An 18,580-nucleotide genomic window follows, 5' to 3' on the forward strand; every position below is an offset into this window, starting at 1 on the left:
GGGGCTCAGTGGTGCGCGCTGGTACTCGAGGTGTGACACGCCTGCGGCGGGGTGTCGATGACGTCGAGTGCGGGGTTGCGATCGAAGAAGCCGAAGGGCTTGAGCCAGAACGAGACGATGTCGGCGGGCATCACCGGCCAGTCCTCGGGCCGAGTGATGTGGTGGATACCGAACACATACCAGAGCACCACGTCGGTGTTCTCGATCGGCCGGTCGGCAGCCGTCCACTGGGTCAATCCGGTGTCCCGAGCCGATTGGTTGACGAATTCGCCTGCAGGCCAACGCTCGTCGGGACGGTTCGGGGTGACCCAGAGGGTATGGGCGATCACCCCCGCACGCTGCAGCACCGGTGAGGCGGGGTCGAACATCGGCGGGATGGCACCGGTGGGCACGAGCTTGTACGCCGGATGGGCGCCCAGTCCGGTGACCACGTTGGGGTTGACCACCTTCCAGGCGCGCTGCGTGCCGAAGTCGACATCCTGGCGGGCCTCTTTCTCGCTGCGCAGCGGGACATTGCGCGTCACGACCGACAGGCCGTAGGGATTCTCGGGACCGATCGGCTCTGCCGCCGACTCGCTCATCACGACCGTGTTGTCCGTGCCGTCGACGTCCATGTCGAGGCGGGCCACCAGGAAGTGTTGGTGGAAAGGCGCATACGTGCGTTCGTCGACGATCGTGCCGTTGGGGCTGGGCGCACCGGCCGGCAAGGGCGTGGTCACCATGATGCCGGTCGCGCGGACCTCGCATTCGATGTTGCCGTCCTGGTAGAGACGCCAGTAGACCAGGTATTCGTAGTTGGCGACGGTGACGTGGAACGACAGCGTGAGCCGGCGCATGCGGCGCACCTCGGCACCGATGTCGTGGTCGACGTGCTTCCACAGCACGGCGTTGTCCTCTTCGTGCAGGCAGATCGCGTTGGTGATGCGGTACGGCTCCCCCGCGCTGTCGTGCAGCACGGCATCGAGATACCGGATCTCCCCCAGACAGTCACAGCCGAGCTCCAACGACGTCGTCATGAAGCCCAGGCCCCACTCCCCGATGTCGAAAGCGGTGCGCCGGTAGTGATCCGGTGATGGATCGCGGTAGGGCACCACCATCTCGGCGAACGACATCCGGTGGGCGACCGACCGGTCACGGTCCCCGTCCCGGTACCGGACCGTGTGCAGCGTCATCCCCTCACGGTGGTTGAAACCCACACGCAGCGACCAGTTCTGCCACGTCACCAGATTCCCGTCGACGGAAAACGACGGCCCCTCGGGCTGGGTGATGTGCAGCGGCTTCAGCGGTTCCCGGCGGCTGCGGCCGAGAATCCGGTCCGGGATGTGCCGAGGTACATACTCCCCCATCACCTCCGGCGGCGTCGCACCGCCGGAGGGCGAGAACGGTCCGACGTCCTCGATGCGTACCAGCTCCATCGCGTTGAGGTCGATCACGCAGTGCAGACCGCTGAGCAGCCGTGCGTACGGGTTGGCACCGGGCGCGCCCTTGACCCAGCTGTCCGACCAGCCGATGCGCCGGTCGCGCAACTCCGGCGGCGCCACCGCGTCACCGTAGGTCCAGGTGTCGAAGAACACGAGGTCGATGTCGGTGACGCCACGACCTCGCAGCGCGGTGACGACGTCGGGGTGGCTGCGCAGAAGTCGGTCGCACTCGGCGAACTCGTCGACGGTGAAGTTGGCCTGGACACCGGGGACGTGCTCGAACGACTCGACGCGGTCGTCGGTCAGCGAGACCACGCTCTTGTAGGTGGCGTTCGTGCTGCGGTCGAAGCACACCACCGACGCACGGCGCACGGGCCGCCGTGCGTCGGCGTCGAAGTCGGCGAGCTCGGCCTTGGACGGTTCGATCAGCTCGATCGAGGCGAATCGCCACCCTCTGCGCTCCCCCGACGGTGCCGCCTGCACGCCGTGCTCGCGGTGCAATAGCGCGGCGATCGTGCGGAATTCGGCCTCGTCGAGCGGGTCGAGCGGGTGGTCTGCAGGTGTGGGGAGCGCATCAGGCACCCGTTCACGCAACCACACCGCGCAGCGGTCAGCACGTTATTGCGCGAACTCGAACGTCTTCCACACCTCGCGCCGCTCCGCGTGCGGATCGTGCTCCACGCGACGCCGCCTGTCCAGCACCATGACCGCGCGCTCGTCGTGGTCGTACTGCGGCCAGTCACCGCCCGGTGTCCCGCCTGAGGCGAAGCCCAGCCACCGCTTCTGGATGTCGTCGCTGACCTTTCCCGCGACGCGTGCGTCGAGGCCGGCGGCCAGCAGCTTGCCGTATCGGGACCGATAGACGTCGAAGACCGCGAGCAACTCCATCGCGTGCGTGGCGCCCAGCCCCGACAGGTGCAGGGCACGCGTCGCGTAGTCGTAGCGGTACACATACGTCGGCGCGTGCCGGCTGTGCGCTTCGGCGATCTGCCACATCGCGGACGCAAAGACGAAATCGCCGCCGAGCCGTACGCAGGCCTTGGGGTTCGGATAACCCGGGTAGGCCGCCAGAATCCGTTCGCGCACACCGGGTTCGGCTTGCGAGAACAGGCGCTCGATGGCCGTCTCGGTGGTCGGCAACAGTTTGAGGAAACGGGTGAACAGCTTGCCTTCGTCGGCGTTGGTCCCCACGATCAGCGGGACGCGATGCGCCGTCCCGTCGGCCATCGCGTCAGCAGGATTGGTCGGCAGGTACTCGGTGTCAAAGGCGGGCCCGATTGCGAAGGCGCCCAACATCTCTCGCTGCCCCTCGATGATCAGCGCTTCCAGCGCCATCACCAGCTCCGCGGGTCGGGTGCGCATCAGCACCTCGGCTGCATCGGATTCCGTCGCGCCCAGGAGGTGGGCGAACCGCACGGCGTACTGCTCGGCGACATCGGCTCCGCGGGTCATGCCGCTGCTGGGGCTCTGCGCGATCGCCCGGGCGAACAGTCCACCGGCGTCAGGAGTGGCGAGCAGCGTCGCGACCGCGTGGGCACCGGCGCTCTCGCCGAAGATCGTAACGTTGTCGGGGTCACCTCCGAACGCGGCGGCGTTCTCACGCACCCACCGCAACGCCATCACCAGATCCCGCAGGAACAGGTTGTCGTCGATCGGATGCTCAGGCGTGGACAGCGAGGACAACTCCAGGCAGCCCAGCGCGCCGAGCCGGTAGTTCACCGACACGTACACGCACCCACGCCGCGCCAGCGAGGCACCGTCGTAGATCGGAGTCGCCGAACTCCCCAGCAGGTAGCCACCGCCGTGGATGAACACCATCACCGGGAGCGGCCCGCTGTCGGAACGGGCGTGCGGCTCGCTGTCGGACCCGGCGGGAGCCACCACGTTGAGCGTCAGACAATCCTCGCTCATCGGCTGGTACTTGCCCGGCCGCAGGAGCGTGTACATGCGCTGCTGCGGTGCACACGGCCCGAACCCGTGACAGTGCCGCACCCCCGACCACGGTTGAACCGGGACGGGTGCGCGGAAGCGCAGCGGCCCCACGGGCGGCTTGGCGTAGGGAATGGACCGCCAGCGGTGAACGCCATCGCGGGTGAACCCCTCGACGACGCCGGATGCGGTTCTGACCCGCACGGTGTGCTCGTGCATCCTCCCGACGGTAGCGAATCGACGCCCGGCCTGCCTCGCCAGCCGTGCCGTGTCGGGCAGCTAGCCTGGCGGAATGCGCATGGCCGGCCTGCTCGCAGCGGCGACCCTGGTCGCCGGTTGCGCACAATCGACCGACGGCAGGCCGGAGTCGGCATCGCAGAACGCGGCCAGGCCCACGGCCACCACCAGCACCGCTGTCGCTCCGTCGACCACGCCGGCCGCGGCAGCGCCGCCCGACGGCGCGTCGATCGACGAGGTCATCGCGTTCATCGAGGCGGGGACACCCGCCGACGCCGCCACCTTCCACGTCGCGTTCCGCGACGGAGTCACCACCCGTCTCGGTGACGACGTCGCCTTCACCGCCACTTCGGGGGCCCCGTCGGGTACCACCCAGTGCATGACCACAGCGGACGGCCTGACATGCCTGCTGGACCTGGCCACACCGCCGCCCCCACCGCCGGACGCCGAGGGAGTGTGGAAGCCGGGGTGGGTCGATTTCCCCGGTGACGAGCTGCGCGTCGGGGCGCTGCGCGCAGATCCGGGGCCGTTCATCGCCGGATCGGGGCCCGAATTGCCCAGCGGGGGCGCCCTGAGCATCGGCGACACCCGCTGCCGCAGCGACGCCGCCGGCCTGTACTGCGTGAACTACGCCCGCCGCTCGGCGGTGCGAATCAGCGCCGACGGCGTCGCTCCGTTCGGCTGTCTGCAGCCGATGACGCCTCCGGCCGGTGTCGGAACAGCGTTCCGCTGCTGATCCCTCAGGGGATCTACGGTCGCGCCTTCTCCCGGGCTCGGCCCGGATAGGCCTGGGTCATGCCCACCGCCCCCACGATCACCACGACCGGGATCACCGCCTTGGTGAGGTGCACCGTGATCGGTGCGGTGGCCGCGAGGTAGCCGAGCACCGCGATCAGCGCGAACACCAGTGCCCACATGAGCGTCAACACCTGGTTCGTGCGGCGGAACGCGGCCTCCTCCCAGTCCTGCCGCGGCGCCGACGCCGGGGCGTATTGGGCGGTGAACGGCTCGAACGCCAGCGAACCCAGAGTCATCGCCGCGAGCACTCCGCTCGACAGCGTCGTGGCGTAGGTGTCCATCCAGTCCCGGTCCTCGGCGCCGATGACCAGGCCCACCACAGTCACACCGGTGAAGAACACGACGGTGACGACGTCGAGCAGGCGCACCCCGGCGAAGCCGGCCGATACCCCCAGGATCACCGTCGCAAGCACCGCGCAGATCGCACCGAACAACCAGGTGCTCGGGCCGTCAGCCACCACCCAGTAGATGATCCACGGGACGAACCCGACGAACGGGCTGCGCTCGAACCATTCGTCCACGCCGCAAGAGATACCAGACTTTCGCCGCACCCGGCCGGTCAGGCGACTCCTTTGCGCTTCAGGATCGGCAGCACGCCCTCGGCGAACCAGTAGGCCTCTTCCAGGTGCGGGTAGCCCGACAGGATGAACTCGTCGAAACCCAGGGAGTGGTACTCGAGAATCAGATTGGCCACCTCCTCGTGCGAGCCGACCAGCGCTGTACCAGCGCCCCCACGCACCAGACCGACACCCGCCCACAGGTTGGGGTAGATCTCGAGCTGGTCGATGCGTCCGCCGTGCAACGCTGTCATCCGACGCTGACCTTCGGACTCCGATCGAGCGTGCAGCGCGGTGGCCGCAGCGATCTGATCGGGCGACAGGTCTGCCAGCAGTGCATCAGCGACCGCCCACGCCGCCTCCGAGGTGTCGCGGCTGATCGTGTGCAGACGAATACCGAATCGCACCCGGCGGCCGCGTTCTTCGGCCAAGGCACGCACCCGGGCGATCTTGGCCGCCGCGTCCTGCGGCGGTTCACCCCACGTGAGATAGACGTCGACGTACTCGGCTGCGATCGGCAGCGCCGCCGCCGACGAGCCGCCGAAGTAGATCTGCGGCAACGGATCTGGCGCTGCGGACACCCGTGCGTCTGCCACCTCGTAGAAGGAGCCCGTGAAATCCAGCGACTCTTGCCGCCAGATCGCGTTGACGATGTGCAGGAACTCCCCCGTGCGCGCGTAACGCTGGTCATGGTCGAGCCAGTCGCCGAAGCGACGCTGCTCCCGATCATCTCCGCCGCTGACGATGTTGAGCAGCACCCGCCCCTCGGAGTATCGCTGAAGGGTCGCCGTCTGCTGCGCGGCGAGCGTGGGCGGCACCAGACCCGGACGGAACGCCACGAGGAACTTCAGACGCTCGGTCTCGGCGAGCAGCGCCGAGGCCGTGAGCCAGGCGTCTTCACACCATGTACCGGTCGGGGTGAGCACGCCTTCGAAGCCGAGCCGATCGGCCGCCCGTGCGATCTCGGCGAGGTAGCGCCGGGTGGGCGGCCGGTATCCGGCGGGCACTGTGTGGTGCGACGACGCATGCGAAGCTCCGACGATGGAACGGCTGTCTCCGTTGGTGGGCAGAAACCAGAAGAATTTCGCGGAGGGCATGGGTTCCTAATTGGTCGAGACGAACAGCGGACGGAGTACGTCGTTGAATCTGCGATCCACCCACTTGTTGATATCTGGTGCCGGTGAGGCGATTTGGCCCGATTGGGCGAACAGGTCGGCGATCTTCTGCTCGGAGGCCACCACATCGTCGTCCAGCTCGGTCGGCAACCGCAGGCTGCGAGACTGTGAGACCGTGGCCACCTCGGGGCTCAGCCCGACCGCCTTGGCGTAGCTAGTGGCCCACTGCTCGCGGTTCTGCTGGGCCCACCTCGCGGCCTTCTCGAACCGGACCAGCAGGTCGGCCAGCGCGGTGTTGCGCTTCGGGTCAGCCAGCGCCTGGTCCGAGGCCACGCCGAACCAGTAGCCGTTGGTGACGTCCTTCGCCTGCCCGATGGAGCGCACCGGCAGCTGCGCAGCAGTCTGCGCCGTGTACGGATCCCAGATTGCCCACGCGTCGGCCTGACGCTGACTGAATGCCGACAGCGCGTCGGCCGGTTGGAGGAAGATCAACGTGACGTCGTCCGGGGTCAGTCCCGCGTTCTTGAGTTGGGCGAGGATGTGGCCGTGCGCGGAGCTACCTTTTCCAACGGCGATCTTCTTGCCTCGCAGATCTGCGATCGAGGTGATCGGTGAATCCTGATGCACGAGAACCTGATCGCCGGTACCGCCGCCATCGTAGGCGGAGACCACCTTCACCTTGGCGCCTGATGCGGCACCGAAGATCGGCGGGGTGTTGCCTGTGATCGCGAAGTCGATCTTGCCCGCTGTCGCGGCTTCGATCTGCGGCGGCCCGGACGTGAACGTCGAGAACGCGATTCGATAGGGCAGACCGTCGAGCGCACCTGCGGCGCGCAGCAACGACTCGGTGCCACCCTTCTGGTCGCCGACCTGCAGGGTCAGATCTCCCAACTCTGCCAGAGGTACCTGTTCGGGAGGCTTCTGGGCGCCCGAGACGTCCTGTCGCGATACGCAACCCGCCAACAGCAGACTGACCGCGGCGATCACTGCAACAACCCTGGACATGATGGCCCCCTCGTCGACGATGGTCAGGACTGCACGCCGAGCGTGTCGAGAAGCTCGGCGCGGTAGCGGTCGGTATGGCCTTCTCCGGGGGCGCGCCGCGGGTCCGGAATGTCGAGGGTGTGCGCGATCGCTCCGTCCTCGAGCACCAGAACCCGATCGGCCAACGCGACGGCCTCGTCGACGTCGTGGGTCACCAGGAGAACGCCGAAGCTGTGGCGCCGCCACAGGTCGAGCAGGAGGGCGCGCATCGAGAGCCGGGTCAACGCGTCCAGCGCCCCGAACGGTTCGTCGAGGAGCAGCAGTTGCGGCTCGGCGACCAGCGCGCGGGCGAGCGAAACTCGCTGTGCCTGCCCGCCGGAGAGCGTCGACGGCCACGCAGACGCGCGGTCGGCCAAGCCGACGTCGGCCAGCGCCTGTTCGGCGCGGGTCTGCGCCTCTGCCTTCGACAACCTCGCGCGGGTCACGCCGTAGGCGACGTTGGTGCGAACGTCGCGCCACGGGAACAACCGCGGTTCCTGGAAAGCCACGGCGGGCGCACCGGCCACCACGCGTTCACCGGTGTGGTCGGTCGACAATCCCGCGAGCACACGCAGGACGGTCGACTTGCCTGATCCGCTGCGGCCGATCAGGGCGACGATCTCGCCGCGGCCGATGTGGATCGAGAGGTCGGTCAGCACGTGGCGGTCGCCGTACCACTTGTTCACGCCGCGCAGCTCGCCTGCGCTGTCGGCGCGCTGTGCAATCACCCGGCTGGATGCGTCGGTGGTGAGGGTCATGTCCGGTACCTCGCTGCCCTGTTCTCGAGTGCGCGGACCACGGCGTCGGTGCCGATGCCCAGCAGTGCGTAGATGATGAGACCGAAGATGATGATGTCGATCCGCAGGAAGTCACGCGCGTTCATGATCAGGAATCCAATTCCTTTGTCCGCGTTGATCTGTTCGGCCACGATCAGGGTCAGCCACGCGATCGCCAGCGACTGCCGCAGACCGACGAGAACCTGTGGCGCCGCGCTGGGCACGATGATGGTGCGCAGCTTCTGCCAGAACGAGAAGCCGAGCACCTGCGCGGTCTCGAGCAATTTGGGGTCGACCTGGCGGATGGCCGAGAAGGTGTTGAGATACAGCGGAAAACTCACGCCGAGCGCGACGAGAAGCACCTTGGGCAATTCCCCGATGCCGAACCACACGATGAACAAGGGGATCAATCCGAGGTGCGGCAGCGCACGGACCATCTGCATCGGCGGATCGATGGTGACCTCGAACCACGTGGACAGGCCGACAGCGATGCCGAGCGCGATCCCGACCGTGCCACCCAGCAGCAGGCCCTGGATGACTCTGACCCCCGACACGGCCAGGGCATCCGCGAGCTGGCCCGTTCTGATCAGCTCGACCCCCGCTTCGGCGATCAGCGAGGGTGCGGGCAGCACGTCCTGGGGTATGAGCCCGATCGCGCTGCCGATCTGCCAGAGGGCCAGCAGCACGAACGGCGAAGCGAGGCGGATGAGCATCCACCTACGCCGGGGGCTGACGCGCGGGGCTGCGGCGGCCGACGGCACGGCCAGGTCAGCGGGACTGGTCACGGTCAGGCGACGCTACGCCCGGCCGGTTCTCCCCTGAAGCGTTTGACTCGGCGTGACGGAAACAGCTGCGGGGTCAGCGCCACCCGTCGGCGGCGCGCGCCGCGCGCATGACGGCATCACACAATTCCCGGAGTTCACTCGCCTCGGCGCCCTCCTCGAGGGCGGTCGCCATGTCCTCCGCTGCGCAGCGCACCTGATAGACCCTGTCGGACAGCACCGAGGCTTCCTCGGCGCTCAGCACCACCGCATCCTCGGCCACCGCCGACCCCTTGACCAGGGCGCGCTGCTCGTAGGCCCGCTGCCGACACGATTGGCGGCAGTACTGCCGCCGTCTACCCATCCCGGCGTCAGCCACTTCGCGTCCACACCACCGGCACATCTGAGGGCGTGTGCGGGATCTGCGAGGGGGAGCCAGCCGGTCCGGGGAGGCGGTCACGGGCCGACTCTAAACCGGGAGATACTCAGATCCCGGTATCATCAGGGGCCGAGTCGGGAACTCCGTTGGATAGATCTGCGTTGAATACCCCGGACCACATGCTGAAGAGGAGTTGACGATGGCTGATCGTGTCTTGAGGGGCAGCCGCCTCGGAGCTGTGAGCTACGAGACGGACCGCAACCACGACTTGGCGCCGCGTCAGGTCGCGCGCTACCGCACCGACAACGGCGAGGAATTCGACGTTCCGTTCGCCGACGATGCCGAGATCCCGGGTACCTGGCTGTGCCGCAACGGCATGGAGGGCACGCTCATCGAAGGTGATGTGCCCGAGCCCAAGAAGGTGAAGCCGCCGCGCACCCACTGGGACATGCTGCTCGAGCGGCGCTCGGTCGAAGAGCTCGAGGAGTTGCTCAAGGAGCGCCTCGAGATCATCAAGACCCGCCGCCGGGGCTGATCAGCGGGCCCATTCAGCGGGCAACGCCCCGGGCCCGGTCCAACCGGGCCCGCATACCCCACTGGGCGACTTTGAGGATGGCTTCGCGGATCGTCGAACCATCCATCTTCGAGACGCCATGCTCACGTTCGGTGAACGTGATCGGTACCTCGACGACCGTGAACCCGGCGTTGATGGAGCGCCAGGTCAGGTCCACCTGGAATCCGTAGCCCTTCGAATCGACGGCCCCCAGGTCGATTTTCTCGAGAACCTCGCGGCGGTACGCCCGGTATCCGGCGGTGATGTCGTGGATGTCGACACCCAGCAGGATGCGGGAGTAACCGTTGGCGGTCTTGGACAGGACCAGCCGCCGGCGCGGCCAATTCCGCACCTCGCCGCCGCCGACGTAGCGTGACCCGATCGCCAGATCGGCGCCGCCGTCGACGGCATCGAGCAGCCGGTACAGCTGCTCGGGGGCGTGACTGCCATCGGCGTCCATCTCCACCAGCACGGTGTACTGCCTGCTCAGCCCCCAGGCGAAGCCGGCGAGATACGCGGCGCCGAGGCCGTCTTTGGAGCTGCGGTGCATGACGTGGACGCGGTCGGGATCGGCCAGCGAGAGCTCGTCGGCCAGCGCGCCGGTGCCGTCGGGGCTGCCGTCGTCGACGATCAACACGTGGACCTGCGGCGCCGATTCGGTGACCCGGCCGACGATCTTGAGCAGGTTGTCGCGCTCGTTGTAGGTCGGGATGATCACGAGGGTGCGTGCGCTGGGTTTCGCCCCGGCTTCCTGGCCACCGGCGCTACCGGGGACGCTCATGAGGCTCCTTTGCCGTTCTCGGACGTCGATTTCCGACGCTTCGTTCTCAGGGCCTCCACGCGGCCCGCGAAGAAACTATTGTGCAGCATCGCTGCCAGAAGTCCCGCAACGCCAATGGCCACCAGCGCCGCCTCCACGTAGGGACCGAACCGGGTCGCCGGGGTCAGCGACGTCCGCAGCCGGATCTGTTGATCCAGGTAGGCGGGCTCGAAGAACTGGGTGCGCGCCAGCTCGCGACCTGCCGGCGAGATCACCGCGCTGATGCCGACCGTCCCGGAGACGACGACGTAGCGATCGTGCTCGACCGCCCGCAACCGCGCGAACGCGAGCTGCTGTTCGCTCATCGCCTCGTCGAAGGTCGCGTTGTTGGCCGGGACGGCGAGCATCTGCGCACCGCTGCGGACGGCCTCGCGCGCGGCCCGGTCGAAGATCACCTCCCAGCACGTGGTGACACCGATCGGTACCCGGGCCGCCCGCACCACGCCGTCGCCGTGTCCCGGTACGAAGTAGCCGGCCCGGTCGGCGTACGACGAGAGCCTGCTGAAGAAGCTGCGCCACGGCAGGTACTCGCCGAACGGCTGGATGATCTGCTTGTCGTGGCGGTCGGCGGGCCCGGTGTCGGGGTTCCACACGATCACCGAATTGGTCGACACCGGGTTGTCGCGGCGGTACCCGGGCGCAGCGAGCACGCCGCCTACCAGGATGGGTGCCCTGATCGCTGCGGCCGCGGCGGAGATCTCCTTGGCGGCGTCGGCATTGGCCAGCGGATCGATGTCCGAGGAGTTCTCCGGCCAGATCACCACCATGGGCTGCGGTGCCCGGCCCGCCCGCACGTCGTCGGCCAGGCGGATCGTCTCGTTGACGTGGTTGTCGAGCACGGCACGGCGCTGCGCGTTGAACTCGAGGCCCAGACGGGGCACGTTGCCCTGGACGACCGCGACGGTGACCGGTGGCTCGTCGCCGACGCTGGCGCCGGATTTGCGGACGTGCGGCCACGCCAGGGCCGCGGTGAGCAGCACGACCGCCACACACAGGCCCGACACGACCACCGCAGGCGGCTTGGCGGTGCGCGCGGCGTGGTCGCTGCGCCACCACCTGACCACCTCGATGGTCATCGCCGCGAGACCGAAACCGACCAGGGCGACACCAAAGGACACCAGCGGGGCGCCCCCCAAGTACGCCAGCGGCAGCGCCGGACTCTGCGTCTGCGAATAGCCGACGACACCCCACGGGAATCCGCCGAACGGCACCGTCGACTTCAGCCACTCCTGCGTAGACCACAGGCCGGCGAACCACAGAGGCCAGCCGGGCACGCTGCGAACCACGACCGCGACGGCACCGAACAGCGCCGGGAACAACGCCTCGAGCGCACTGAGCGCCAGCCATGGGACGGGTCCGACCAGCCCGCTGATCCAGGGCAGCAGCGGGATGTAGAACGCCAGACCGAACAGCAGCCCGTAGCCGAACCCACCCTTGACGGTGACCGACGGCGTGGTCAGCACCCAGCTCAGCGCGGCGAAGGCGGCGATGGCGGCGAACCACCAGCCGAATGGCGGAAAACTGAGGCACAACATCAGCCCGCCGAGCAGAGCAACGGTCAACTGCGGCAACCGGTCCAGCACCGCGCGGTTCAGCACGACACGGCCGATCCGCGCTCGGCGAGAAGGCGGTTCGGCGGTGACGGATTCGGCTTGGGGTTTTCGTTCGGTGGCCTCAGCCATGGAGGACCACGCCTCGATGCACCGTCTGCCGGCATCGCGGCGCAGCGCCGTCCAGGCGGGGCAGCACAGGAACCCGAGAGCGCGGATCGGTGGACCAGCGTTGCACCGCGTCCGCGGGGGCAGTGACATCGAACTCGTCGGCGTCCCACACGGCGTAGGAGGCGGGCGCTCCTGGCACGAGCGTGCCGGTCACACCGTCGCGGGCACCGCCGGCGCGCCAGGCTCCCCGGGTGGCGGCCGCGAAGGCGGCGCGGGCCGACACGGCGCTGCCGGGTGTCTGATGCGCGGTGGCCGCGCGCACCGCAGACCACGGGTCCATGTCGGTCACCGGGGCGTCGGAGCCGAAAGCGAGGGGCACGCCTTGGGATGCTAACAGCGCGAAATTGTTCATCCCCGACGCACGCGTCGGCCCGACACGCTGGGCATACATGCCGTGCGGACCACCCCACAGCGCGTCGAAGGCGGGCTGCAGACTGGCGATCACACCCCAGCGGCCGAGCATCGCGGCCTGCTCGTCGGTGACCATCTCCAGGTGTTCGAGGCGGTGCCCGCAGCGGGCGACGGCCACGCTGCCGAGCTCGTCGACCACGGCGCCCAGCGCCTGTACGACCGCGGTGACGGCAGCGTCGCCGATGACGTGGAAGCCGGCCGTGACGCCGGCTTCGGTGCAGGCCATCAGGTGCGCGGTGATCGCGTCGACATTCAGATACGTGTTGCCGTGCGGGGCTGCGCATCCTGGCGGTGCGTCGGCGTAGGGCTCGTGCAGCCAGGCCGTGCGCGAGCCGAGGGCGCCGTCGACGAACAGGTCACCGGCCAACCCCTGCGCACCTGTTTCGGCGATCAGTGCGCGGGCGGCGTCGGCGGAGTCGACCGCCTCACCCCAGTAGCCGACCACGTCCACACCGTGGTCAAGCGCGCGCAATTCCCGCCAGTCGTCGAGACCGCCGATCTCCGGTCCCGCGCATTCGTGGACGGCGACGATGCCGCGCGACGCCGCGAGGTCGAGGGTGGCCCGTCGGGCGTCGTCGCGCTGGCCGGCGGTCAGGTGTTCGCGGGCCACCCGGCGCACGCGGTGGTGGTCGTCGGCGGTCAGCGGCCCATGGCCGGACACTCCCGCGGCGCGCTGCAGCGCAGTGGAGGCCACCGCGGAGTGCACGTCCACCCGGGCCAGGTAGGCCATGCGGCCGGGTCCCACCGCGGCGTCCACGTCGTCGACGGTCGGCGGCGTCCGGTCGGGCCACCCCGATTCGTCCCATCCGTGCGCCCACAGCACCCCGTCGGGACGGGTGCGGGCGAAGGCGGCGAGCAGATCCATGCAGTGCGGGCGCGAGGTCGCTTCCCGCAGGTCAAGTCCGGTCAAACTCAGGCCGGTGGCCGTGACGTGCACGTGGCTGTCGACGAATGCCGGGGCGACGAACCCGCCCGCGAGATCGACGATCTCGGCGTCGGGGAACTGTTCTGAGCCGACGGCGTCGCTGCCGAGCCAGGCGATCACACCGTCGCGCACGGCCATCGCCGTGGCGTCGGGCATGGCGGCGCTGTGGATGCGCCCACCGATCAGGAGGCGGGTGGCGTTCACTCCGGCAGACGGCGGAGTTCGGCCTGGGACTCGGGCGTGGCGTCCACAGGCGCATCGACGATGTCGATGACCTCACCGTCGATGTAGTCGCCACCTGTGTACGCGCCGCGGGCGGGCCGGTAGGCGAATGGCGTCGCAGTGCCCGCGCCGACGATCAGCGGAGCCCGGCGGGCCGCCATCGCGGTGACGACGGGACGCGCGAGCGCACGCGTGGGGGGAAGCAGCAGGAGTGCGCCGACGACGGAGCTGGCGAGGCCGGGAATCACGACGAGCACCGTACCGAGAGCCACGAGTGCACTGTCGGTGACCACCCCGGCGGCGTTGTCAGCGGTGAGCCCGGTCTGTAGACGGCGCAGGTGGCGGCGCAGCTGGGAGCCGGCCAGCGCGAGGCCGAGCAGGAACGTGCCCGCGACTGCCAGCATCGTCCAGCCGAAACCGATCGTCGCGGTCAGCGCAACCAGCACGGCCATCTCGACCACCATGTAGAGCACGAAGAGCCTCATCGCCATGTCCGGTCAACGTCCGGGGCGCGCGTTCGGTTCCTAGCTGCCGGTTCCTAGCTGCCGGAGGGAGGTGCGGTCACCTCGATGGCGGCGTGCACCTTGTCGATACCGCCGCGCAGGATCGCCTGGGGAATGAAGTACCAGGCGTGGTTCCAGTAACGCTTGATGATCATGGTGAACACCCTGCGCGTCTCGGACTTGGGCAGCATCCGGGCGACACCTTCGACGGGTTCACCCTTGACCTTGCCGAGGACGCCGCACTTCTGGATCGTCACGCGCGGAGTGTTGTTGATCCGCTTGGTCTTCCACGACCCGTCGTCGGTGATGATCAGCAGCTTGTCGCCGTCGGGGACCCCCCAGACCGGGGTGGGCTTCGGTTTGCCGTCCTTGGTGAACGTGGTCAGCAGCAGGTACTTCTCGCGGTAGACGTCGCCGAAGGTGGGTGCCATGGGTCAGCTCGCCGCCAACTCGATGGTGACGTTCTTGTCCATGCCGCCCCGCAGTTTGGAGAAGAAGTTGAACGCCTTCCCCAGCAGGCCGTAGCGCTTGCCGAGCGCGTCGTAGGTGGCAGCGTTGGCGGACTTGTCGAGAATCTTCGCGGTGGCCTCCACCGCCTCGCCCTTGGGTTTGCCGCCCCGGTCACACGGGGCGATCGTCACCCGGGAGGTGTTGCGGATGCGCTTGACCTTCCACGACTTCTCCTGGGTGATGGCGATCAGCTTGTCCCCCGCCGGCGCTGCCCAGATCGCGGTCGGCTTCGGCCTGCCGTCCTTGGTGAACGTCGTGAGCAGGATGTACTCGGACTTGGCGACCTGGGCGAACGTCACGGGCATAGCACCAAATGTAGCGGGATCAGCCCTCGAGATCGCCCTCGGTCTCCAGCAGCACCTGCCGCAGCGCGTCGAGGGTGGCCTGCTCGGGTGCCGACCACATGCCGCGCCCGGCCGCCTCGAGCAGGCGTTCGGCCATCCCGTGCAGCGCCCACGGATTGGATTCGTTCATGAACTTGCGGTTCTCGTCGTCCAGCACGTAGCTCTCAGAAAGCTGCTCGTACATCCAGTCGGCCATCACACCCGCGGTCGCGTCGTAGCCGAACAGGTAGTCGACTGTCGCGGCCATCTCGAAGGCACCCTTGTAACCGTGCCTGCGCATCGCGGTCATCCAGCGCGGGTTGACGACCCGGGCCCGGAACACGCGGGTGGTCTCCTCCGAGAGCGTGCGTGTGCGCACGGCGTCGGGTCGTGTGTTGTCCCCGATGTAGGCCGCCGGAGCGGTGCCGGTCAGCGCTCGCACCGTGGCGACCATGCCGCCGTGATATTGGAAGTAGTCGTCGGAGTCGGCGATGTCGTGCTCACGGGTGTCGGTGTTCTTGGCGGCCACGGCAATTCGCCGGTAGGCCCGGTTCATGTCGTCCGTGGCGGATGCGCCGTCGAGCCCCCGGCCGTACGCGAAGCCGCCCCACGCGGTGTAGACCTCGGCGAGGTCGGCGTCGTCGCGCCAGTTGCGGCTGTCGATCAGCTGTAGCAGGCCGGCACCGTACGTACCGGGCTTGGAACCGAAAATCCTTGTCGTCGCTCGTCTCTCGTCACCGTGCTCCGCCAGGTCGACCTGTGCGTGCGCGCGCACCAGGTTGTCGTCGTCGGACTCCTCCAGTGACGCGACCAATCGCACCGCGTCGTCGAGCATCGCGACCACATGTGGGAAGGCGTCCCGGAAGAACCCCGAGATCCGCACGGTCACGTCGATCCGTGGCCGGCCGAGCTCCTCGAGCGGGATGGCTTCGAGGTCGACCACGCGCCGTGACGCGTCATCCCAGATGGGGCGAACCCCGAGCAGCGCGAGCACCTCGGCGATGTCGTCACCGGCAGTGCGCATGGCGGAGGTGCCCCACACCGAGAGTCCGACCGATTCCGGCCAGCGCCCGTGGTCGGCCCGGTACCGCTCGAGCAGCGAATCCGCCATCGCCACACCGGTTTCCCAGGCCAGCCGCGACGGCACGGCCTTCGGGTCCACCGAGTAGAAGTTGCGTCCGGTCGGCAGTACGTTGACCAGTCCGCGCAACGGTGATCCTGACGGACCCGACGGGATGAAGTGGCCGTCGAGCGCCCGCAGCACCTGGTCGATCTCCCCCGCGGTCTGCCTCAGCCTCGGCACCACCTCGGTGGCCGCGAACCGCAGGATCGCCGCAACGTCGTCGTTGTCGGTCAGCGCATCGACGACGTCGGCGTTCCAACCGCTGTCCTGCAGCGCCGCAACGAGTTCGCGGGCTCGGGCCTCGGCCTCGTCGACGGCGGTCCGGTCGTCGTGGCCGTCCTCGGCCAGTCCGAGGGCCTGGCGCAGACCGGGAACCGTCTGTTCCCCGCCGAACAGCTGACGGGCCCGCAGGATCGCCAGCACGAGGTCGAGTTCGCCGGAGTCCACGGGCCGCTGACCGAGAATGTGCAGACCGTCGCGGATCTGCACGTCCTTGATCTCGCACAGCCACCCGTCGACGTGCAGCAGCATGTCGTCGAAGGAGTCCTCGTCGGGCCGGTCCTCGAGCCCGAGGTCGTGATCCATCTTGGCGGCGCGCATCAACGTCCAGATCTGCTGGCGGATCGCGGGAAGCTTGCCCGGGTCGAGCGCGGAGATGTTGGCATGCTCGTCGAGCAGCTGCTCCAGGCGGGCGATGTCGCCGTAGGTTTCGGCCCGCGCCATCGGCGGGATCAGGTGATCGATCAGCGTCGCGTGGGCGCGGCGCTTGGCCTGGGTGCCCTCCCCCGGATCGTTGACCAGGAACGGGTAGACCAGCGGCAGGTCGCCCAGCGCGGCGTCGGTGCCGCAGGACGACGACATGCCCAGCGTCTTGCCCGGCAGCCACTCCAGGTTGCCATGCTTGCCGAGGTGCACGACGACGTCGGCGTGAAAGCTGTTACCGAAGGCCCCGTCCAACCACCGGTAGGCCGCGAGGTAATGGTGACTGGGGGGCAGATCGGGGTCGTGGTAGATGGCGACGGGGTTCTCGCCGAAACCGCGGGGCGGTTGGACCAGGATCACGACGTTGCCGCACTGCATGGCGGCGATGACGATGTCACCGTCGGGATTGTGAGTGCGATCGACGAACAGCTCTCCCGGCGGCGGTCCCCAGTGCTCGACCACCGCGTCGGCGAGCTCGCCGGGCAGCGTGGCGAACCAGGCCCGATAATCCTTGGCAGACACCCGGATCGGATTGCCGGCGAGCTGAGTCTCGGTGAGCCAGTTCGGATCCTGGCCACCGCGTTCGATGAGTGCGTGGATCAGCGCGTCCCCGTCGCCGGCGTCGAGGCCGGGGACTTCGCCGACGTCGTAGCCGGCATCACGCATGGCGCCCAGCAGGGCGATCGCGCTGGCGGGGGTGTCCAGACCCACCGCGTTGCCGATGCGGGCGTGCTTGGTGGGGTAGGCGGAGAAGACCAGGCCGACCCGTTTGTCGGCAGCAGGTACCGACCGCAGCCGGGCGTGGCGCACGGCCAATCCGGCCACGCGGGCGCACCTTTCGGGATCGGCGACGTAGGTGATGAGGCCCTCGTCGTCGATCTCCTTGAACGAGAACGGGACCGTGATGATCCGGCCGTCGAATTCCGGGACGGCGACCTGGGTGGCGACGTCGAGTGGCGACATCCCGTCGTCGTTGGCCTCCCACTGGGCGCGCGACGACGTCAGGCACAGACCTTGCAGGATCGGAACATCAAGGGCGGCAAGGTGAGCCACGTTCCATGCGTCGTCGACCCCGCCTGCTGACACGGCCGCGGGCGTCGCGCCACCGGCCGCGAGCACCGTGGTGATCATCGCGTCGGCGGTGCCGAGCAGTTCGATCAGCTCGGGCTCGGGCGTGCGTAGCGAGGCGCAGAACACCGGAAGCGGCACTCCTCCTGCAGCGTCGATCGCGTCGCACAGCGCCTCGATGTAGGCGGTGTTACCCGCCAACTGCTGGGCACGGTAGAACAGCACGGCGACGACGGGTCCGTCGGATCGTCCGGAAGGTCGGTCCAGAACACCCCAGGCCGGTGTGCTCGTCGGCTCGGCGAACCCGAAACCCGTCATCAGCAGTGTGTCCGACAGGAAGGCGTGCAGGTTCGACAGATTGTCGACGCCGCCCTGCGCGAGATAGACGTGGGCCTGCAGAGCGACGCCCGCCGGCGTTGTCGAGCGGTTCATCAGGTCGGCGTCGGGCGCCTGCTCGCCGCTGACCACCACGGCAGGCACCCCGCTGGCGACCACCGCGTCGATGCCGTCCTCCCAGGCGCGGTAGCCACCGAGGATCCGGACCACCACGACGTCGGCGGTGGCCAGGAGTTCCTCGAGCTCACCGTCGACCAGCCGCGACGGATTGGCCCACCGGTAGCGCGCCCCGCATGCGCGGGCAGTGATCAGATCGGTGTCCGATGTGGACAGCAGCAGAACGGTCGTCACCCCCCATTCGTACCGG

17 protein-coding genes are annotated in these 18,580 nt (G+C 68.5%); 2 read left to right on the forward strand and 15 right to left on the reverse strand.

Translation table 11 applies throughout. The features are described from left to right. Positions 1 to 5: 5 nt before the first annotated feature. The gene (locus tag ACZYYX_RS28005) at positions 6 to 2,021 is read right to left on the reverse strand and encodes a primary-amine oxidase (protein ID WP_463818098.1); all 2,016 of its coding nucleotides are present in this window, start codon (positions 2,019 to 2,021) and stop codon (positions 6 to 8) included. A gap of 18 nt (positions 2,022 to 2,039) precedes the next feature. Next, positions 2,040 to 3,569, reverse strand: coding sequence for a carboxylesterase/lipase family protein (locus ACZYYX_RS28010; RefSeq protein WP_463818099.1), 1,530 nt, complete (start codon positions 3,567 to 3,569; stop codon positions 2,040 to 2,042). A 73-nt stretch (positions 3,570 to 3,642) separates the two neighbouring features. Here ACZYYX_RS28010 and ACZYYX_RS28015 point away from each other — a divergent pair, with 73 nt between their 5' ends. Continuing rightward, positions 3,643 to 4,323: a hypothetical protein gene (locus ACZYYX_RS28015; RefSeq protein ID WP_463818100.1), complete on the forward strand. Its 681-nt coding sequence runs from the start codon at positions 3,643 to 3,645 to the stop codon at positions 4,321 to 4,323. A 13-nt stretch (positions 4,324 to 4,336) separates the two neighbouring features. Here ACZYYX_RS28015 and ACZYYX_RS28020 read toward each other — a convergent pair whose 3' ends face one another. The 6 genes from ACZYYX_RS28020 to ACZYYX_RS28045 all read right to left on the reverse strand — a co-directional run bounded on the left by ACZYYX_RS28020 (position 4,337) and on the right by ACZYYX_RS28045 (position 9,020). Further along, a complete protein-coding gene (locus ACZYYX_RS28020) occupies positions 4,337 to 4,906 on the reverse strand; it encodes a hypothetical protein (RefSeq protein ID WP_463818101.1) in 570 nt (189 codons plus the stop codon). Positions 4,907 to 4,944: 38 nt separating this feature from the next. Beyond that, complete coding sequence (locus ACZYYX_RS28025) at positions 4,945 to 6,039, reverse strand: LLM class flavin-dependent oxidoreductase (protein WP_463818102.1); 1,095 nt, start codon at positions 6,037 to 6,039, stop codon at positions 4,945 to 4,947. A gap of 6 nt (positions 6,040 to 6,045) precedes the next feature. Next, positions 6,046 to 7,065 carry an ABC transporter substrate-binding protein gene (locus ACZYYX_RS28030; RefSeq protein WP_463818278.1) on the reverse strand — a complete coding sequence of 340 codons (1,020 nt, stop codon included), beginning with the start codon at positions 7,063 to 7,065 and terminating at the stop codon, positions 6,046 to 6,048. Between the two features lie 20 nt (positions 7,066 to 7,085). Beyond that, complete coding sequence (locus ACZYYX_RS28035; RefSeq protein ID WP_463818103.1) at positions 7,086 to 7,838, reverse strand: ABC transporter ATP-binding protein; 753 nt, start codon at positions 7,836 to 7,838, stop codon at positions 7,086 to 7,088. After that, positions 7,835 to 8,569: an ABC transporter permease gene (locus ACZYYX_RS28040; RefSeq protein ID WP_463818279.1), complete on the reverse strand. Its 735-nt coding sequence runs from the start codon at positions 8,567 to 8,569 to the stop codon at positions 7,835 to 7,837. The genes ACZYYX_RS28035 and ACZYYX_RS28040 overlap by 4 nt, the downstream gene beginning before the upstream one ends. Positions 8,570 to 8,714: 145 nt before the next feature. Then, on the reverse strand, positions 8,715 to 9,020 hold the full coding sequence (locus tag ACZYYX_RS28045; protein WP_463818280.1) for a hypothetical protein: 306 nt from the start codon (positions 9,018 to 9,020) through the stop codon (positions 8,715 to 8,717). A 175-nt stretch (positions 9,021 to 9,195) separates the two neighbouring features. On the opposite strand from ACZYYX_RS28045, the gene rbpA reads away from it, so the two are divergent. Continuing rightward, entirely contained in the window at positions 9,196 to 9,531 is a 336-nt protein-coding gene (gene rbpA, locus ACZYYX_RS28050) for an RNA polymerase-binding protein RbpA (RefSeq protein WP_043409883.1), read from the forward strand. A gap of 13 nt (positions 9,532 to 9,544) precedes the next feature. Here rbpA and ACZYYX_RS28055 read toward each other — a convergent pair whose 3' ends face one another. From ACZYYX_RS28055 to cobN, 7 genes are read right to left on the reverse strand one after another with little or no spacing between them, the layout of a single operon-like run. Further along, on the reverse strand, positions 9,545 to 10,330 hold the full coding sequence (locus ACZYYX_RS28055) for a polyprenol monophosphomannose synthase (RefSeq protein ID WP_463818104.1): 786 nt from the start codon (positions 10,328 to 10,330) through the stop codon (positions 9,545 to 9,547). Then, positions 10,327 to 12,051, reverse strand: coding sequence for an apolipoprotein N-acyltransferase (gene lnt / locus ACZYYX_RS28060; RefSeq protein ID WP_463818105.1), 1,725 nt, complete (start codon positions 12,049 to 12,051; stop codon positions 10,327 to 10,329). Before lnt ends, ACZYYX_RS28055 begins: the two co-directional genes overlap by 4 nt. Next, entirely contained in the window at positions 12,044 to 13,582 is a 1,539-nt protein-coding gene (locus ACZYYX_RS28065) for an amidohydrolase (protein WP_463818281.1), read from the reverse strand. Before ACZYYX_RS28065 ends, lnt begins: the two co-directional genes overlap by 8 nt. Before the next feature lie 44 nt (positions 13,583 to 13,626). Next, the gene (locus ACZYYX_RS28070) at positions 13,627 to 14,139 is read right to left on the reverse strand and encodes an FxsA family protein (protein ID WP_463818106.1); all 513 of its coding nucleotides are present in this window, start codon (positions 14,137 to 14,139) and stop codon (positions 13,627 to 13,629) included. A 47-nt stretch (positions 14,140 to 14,186) separates the two neighbouring features. Next, positions 14,187 to 14,582, reverse strand: coding sequence for a PPOX class F420-dependent oxidoreductase (locus tag ACZYYX_RS28075; RefSeq protein ID WP_463818107.1), 396 nt, complete (start codon positions 14,580 to 14,582; stop codon positions 14,187 to 14,189). A gap of 3 nt (positions 14,583 to 14,585) precedes the next feature. Next, the gene (locus ACZYYX_RS28080; RefSeq protein ID WP_463818108.1) at positions 14,586 to 14,966 is read right to left on the reverse strand and encodes a PPOX class F420-dependent oxidoreductase; all 381 of its coding nucleotides are present in this window, start codon (positions 14,964 to 14,966) and stop codon (positions 14,586 to 14,588) included. 19 nt (positions 14,967 to 14,985) lie between these two features. Then, on the reverse strand, positions 14,986 to 18,564 hold the full coding sequence (gene cobN / locus ACZYYX_RS28085; RefSeq protein WP_463818109.1) for a cobaltochelatase subunit CobN: 3,579 nt from the start codon (positions 18,562 to 18,564) through the stop codon (positions 14,986 to 14,988). Between the last annotated feature and the right edge of the window lie 16 nt (positions 18,565 to 18,580).

Source organism: Mycobacterium sp. IDUB_1 (assembly GCF_055419625.1).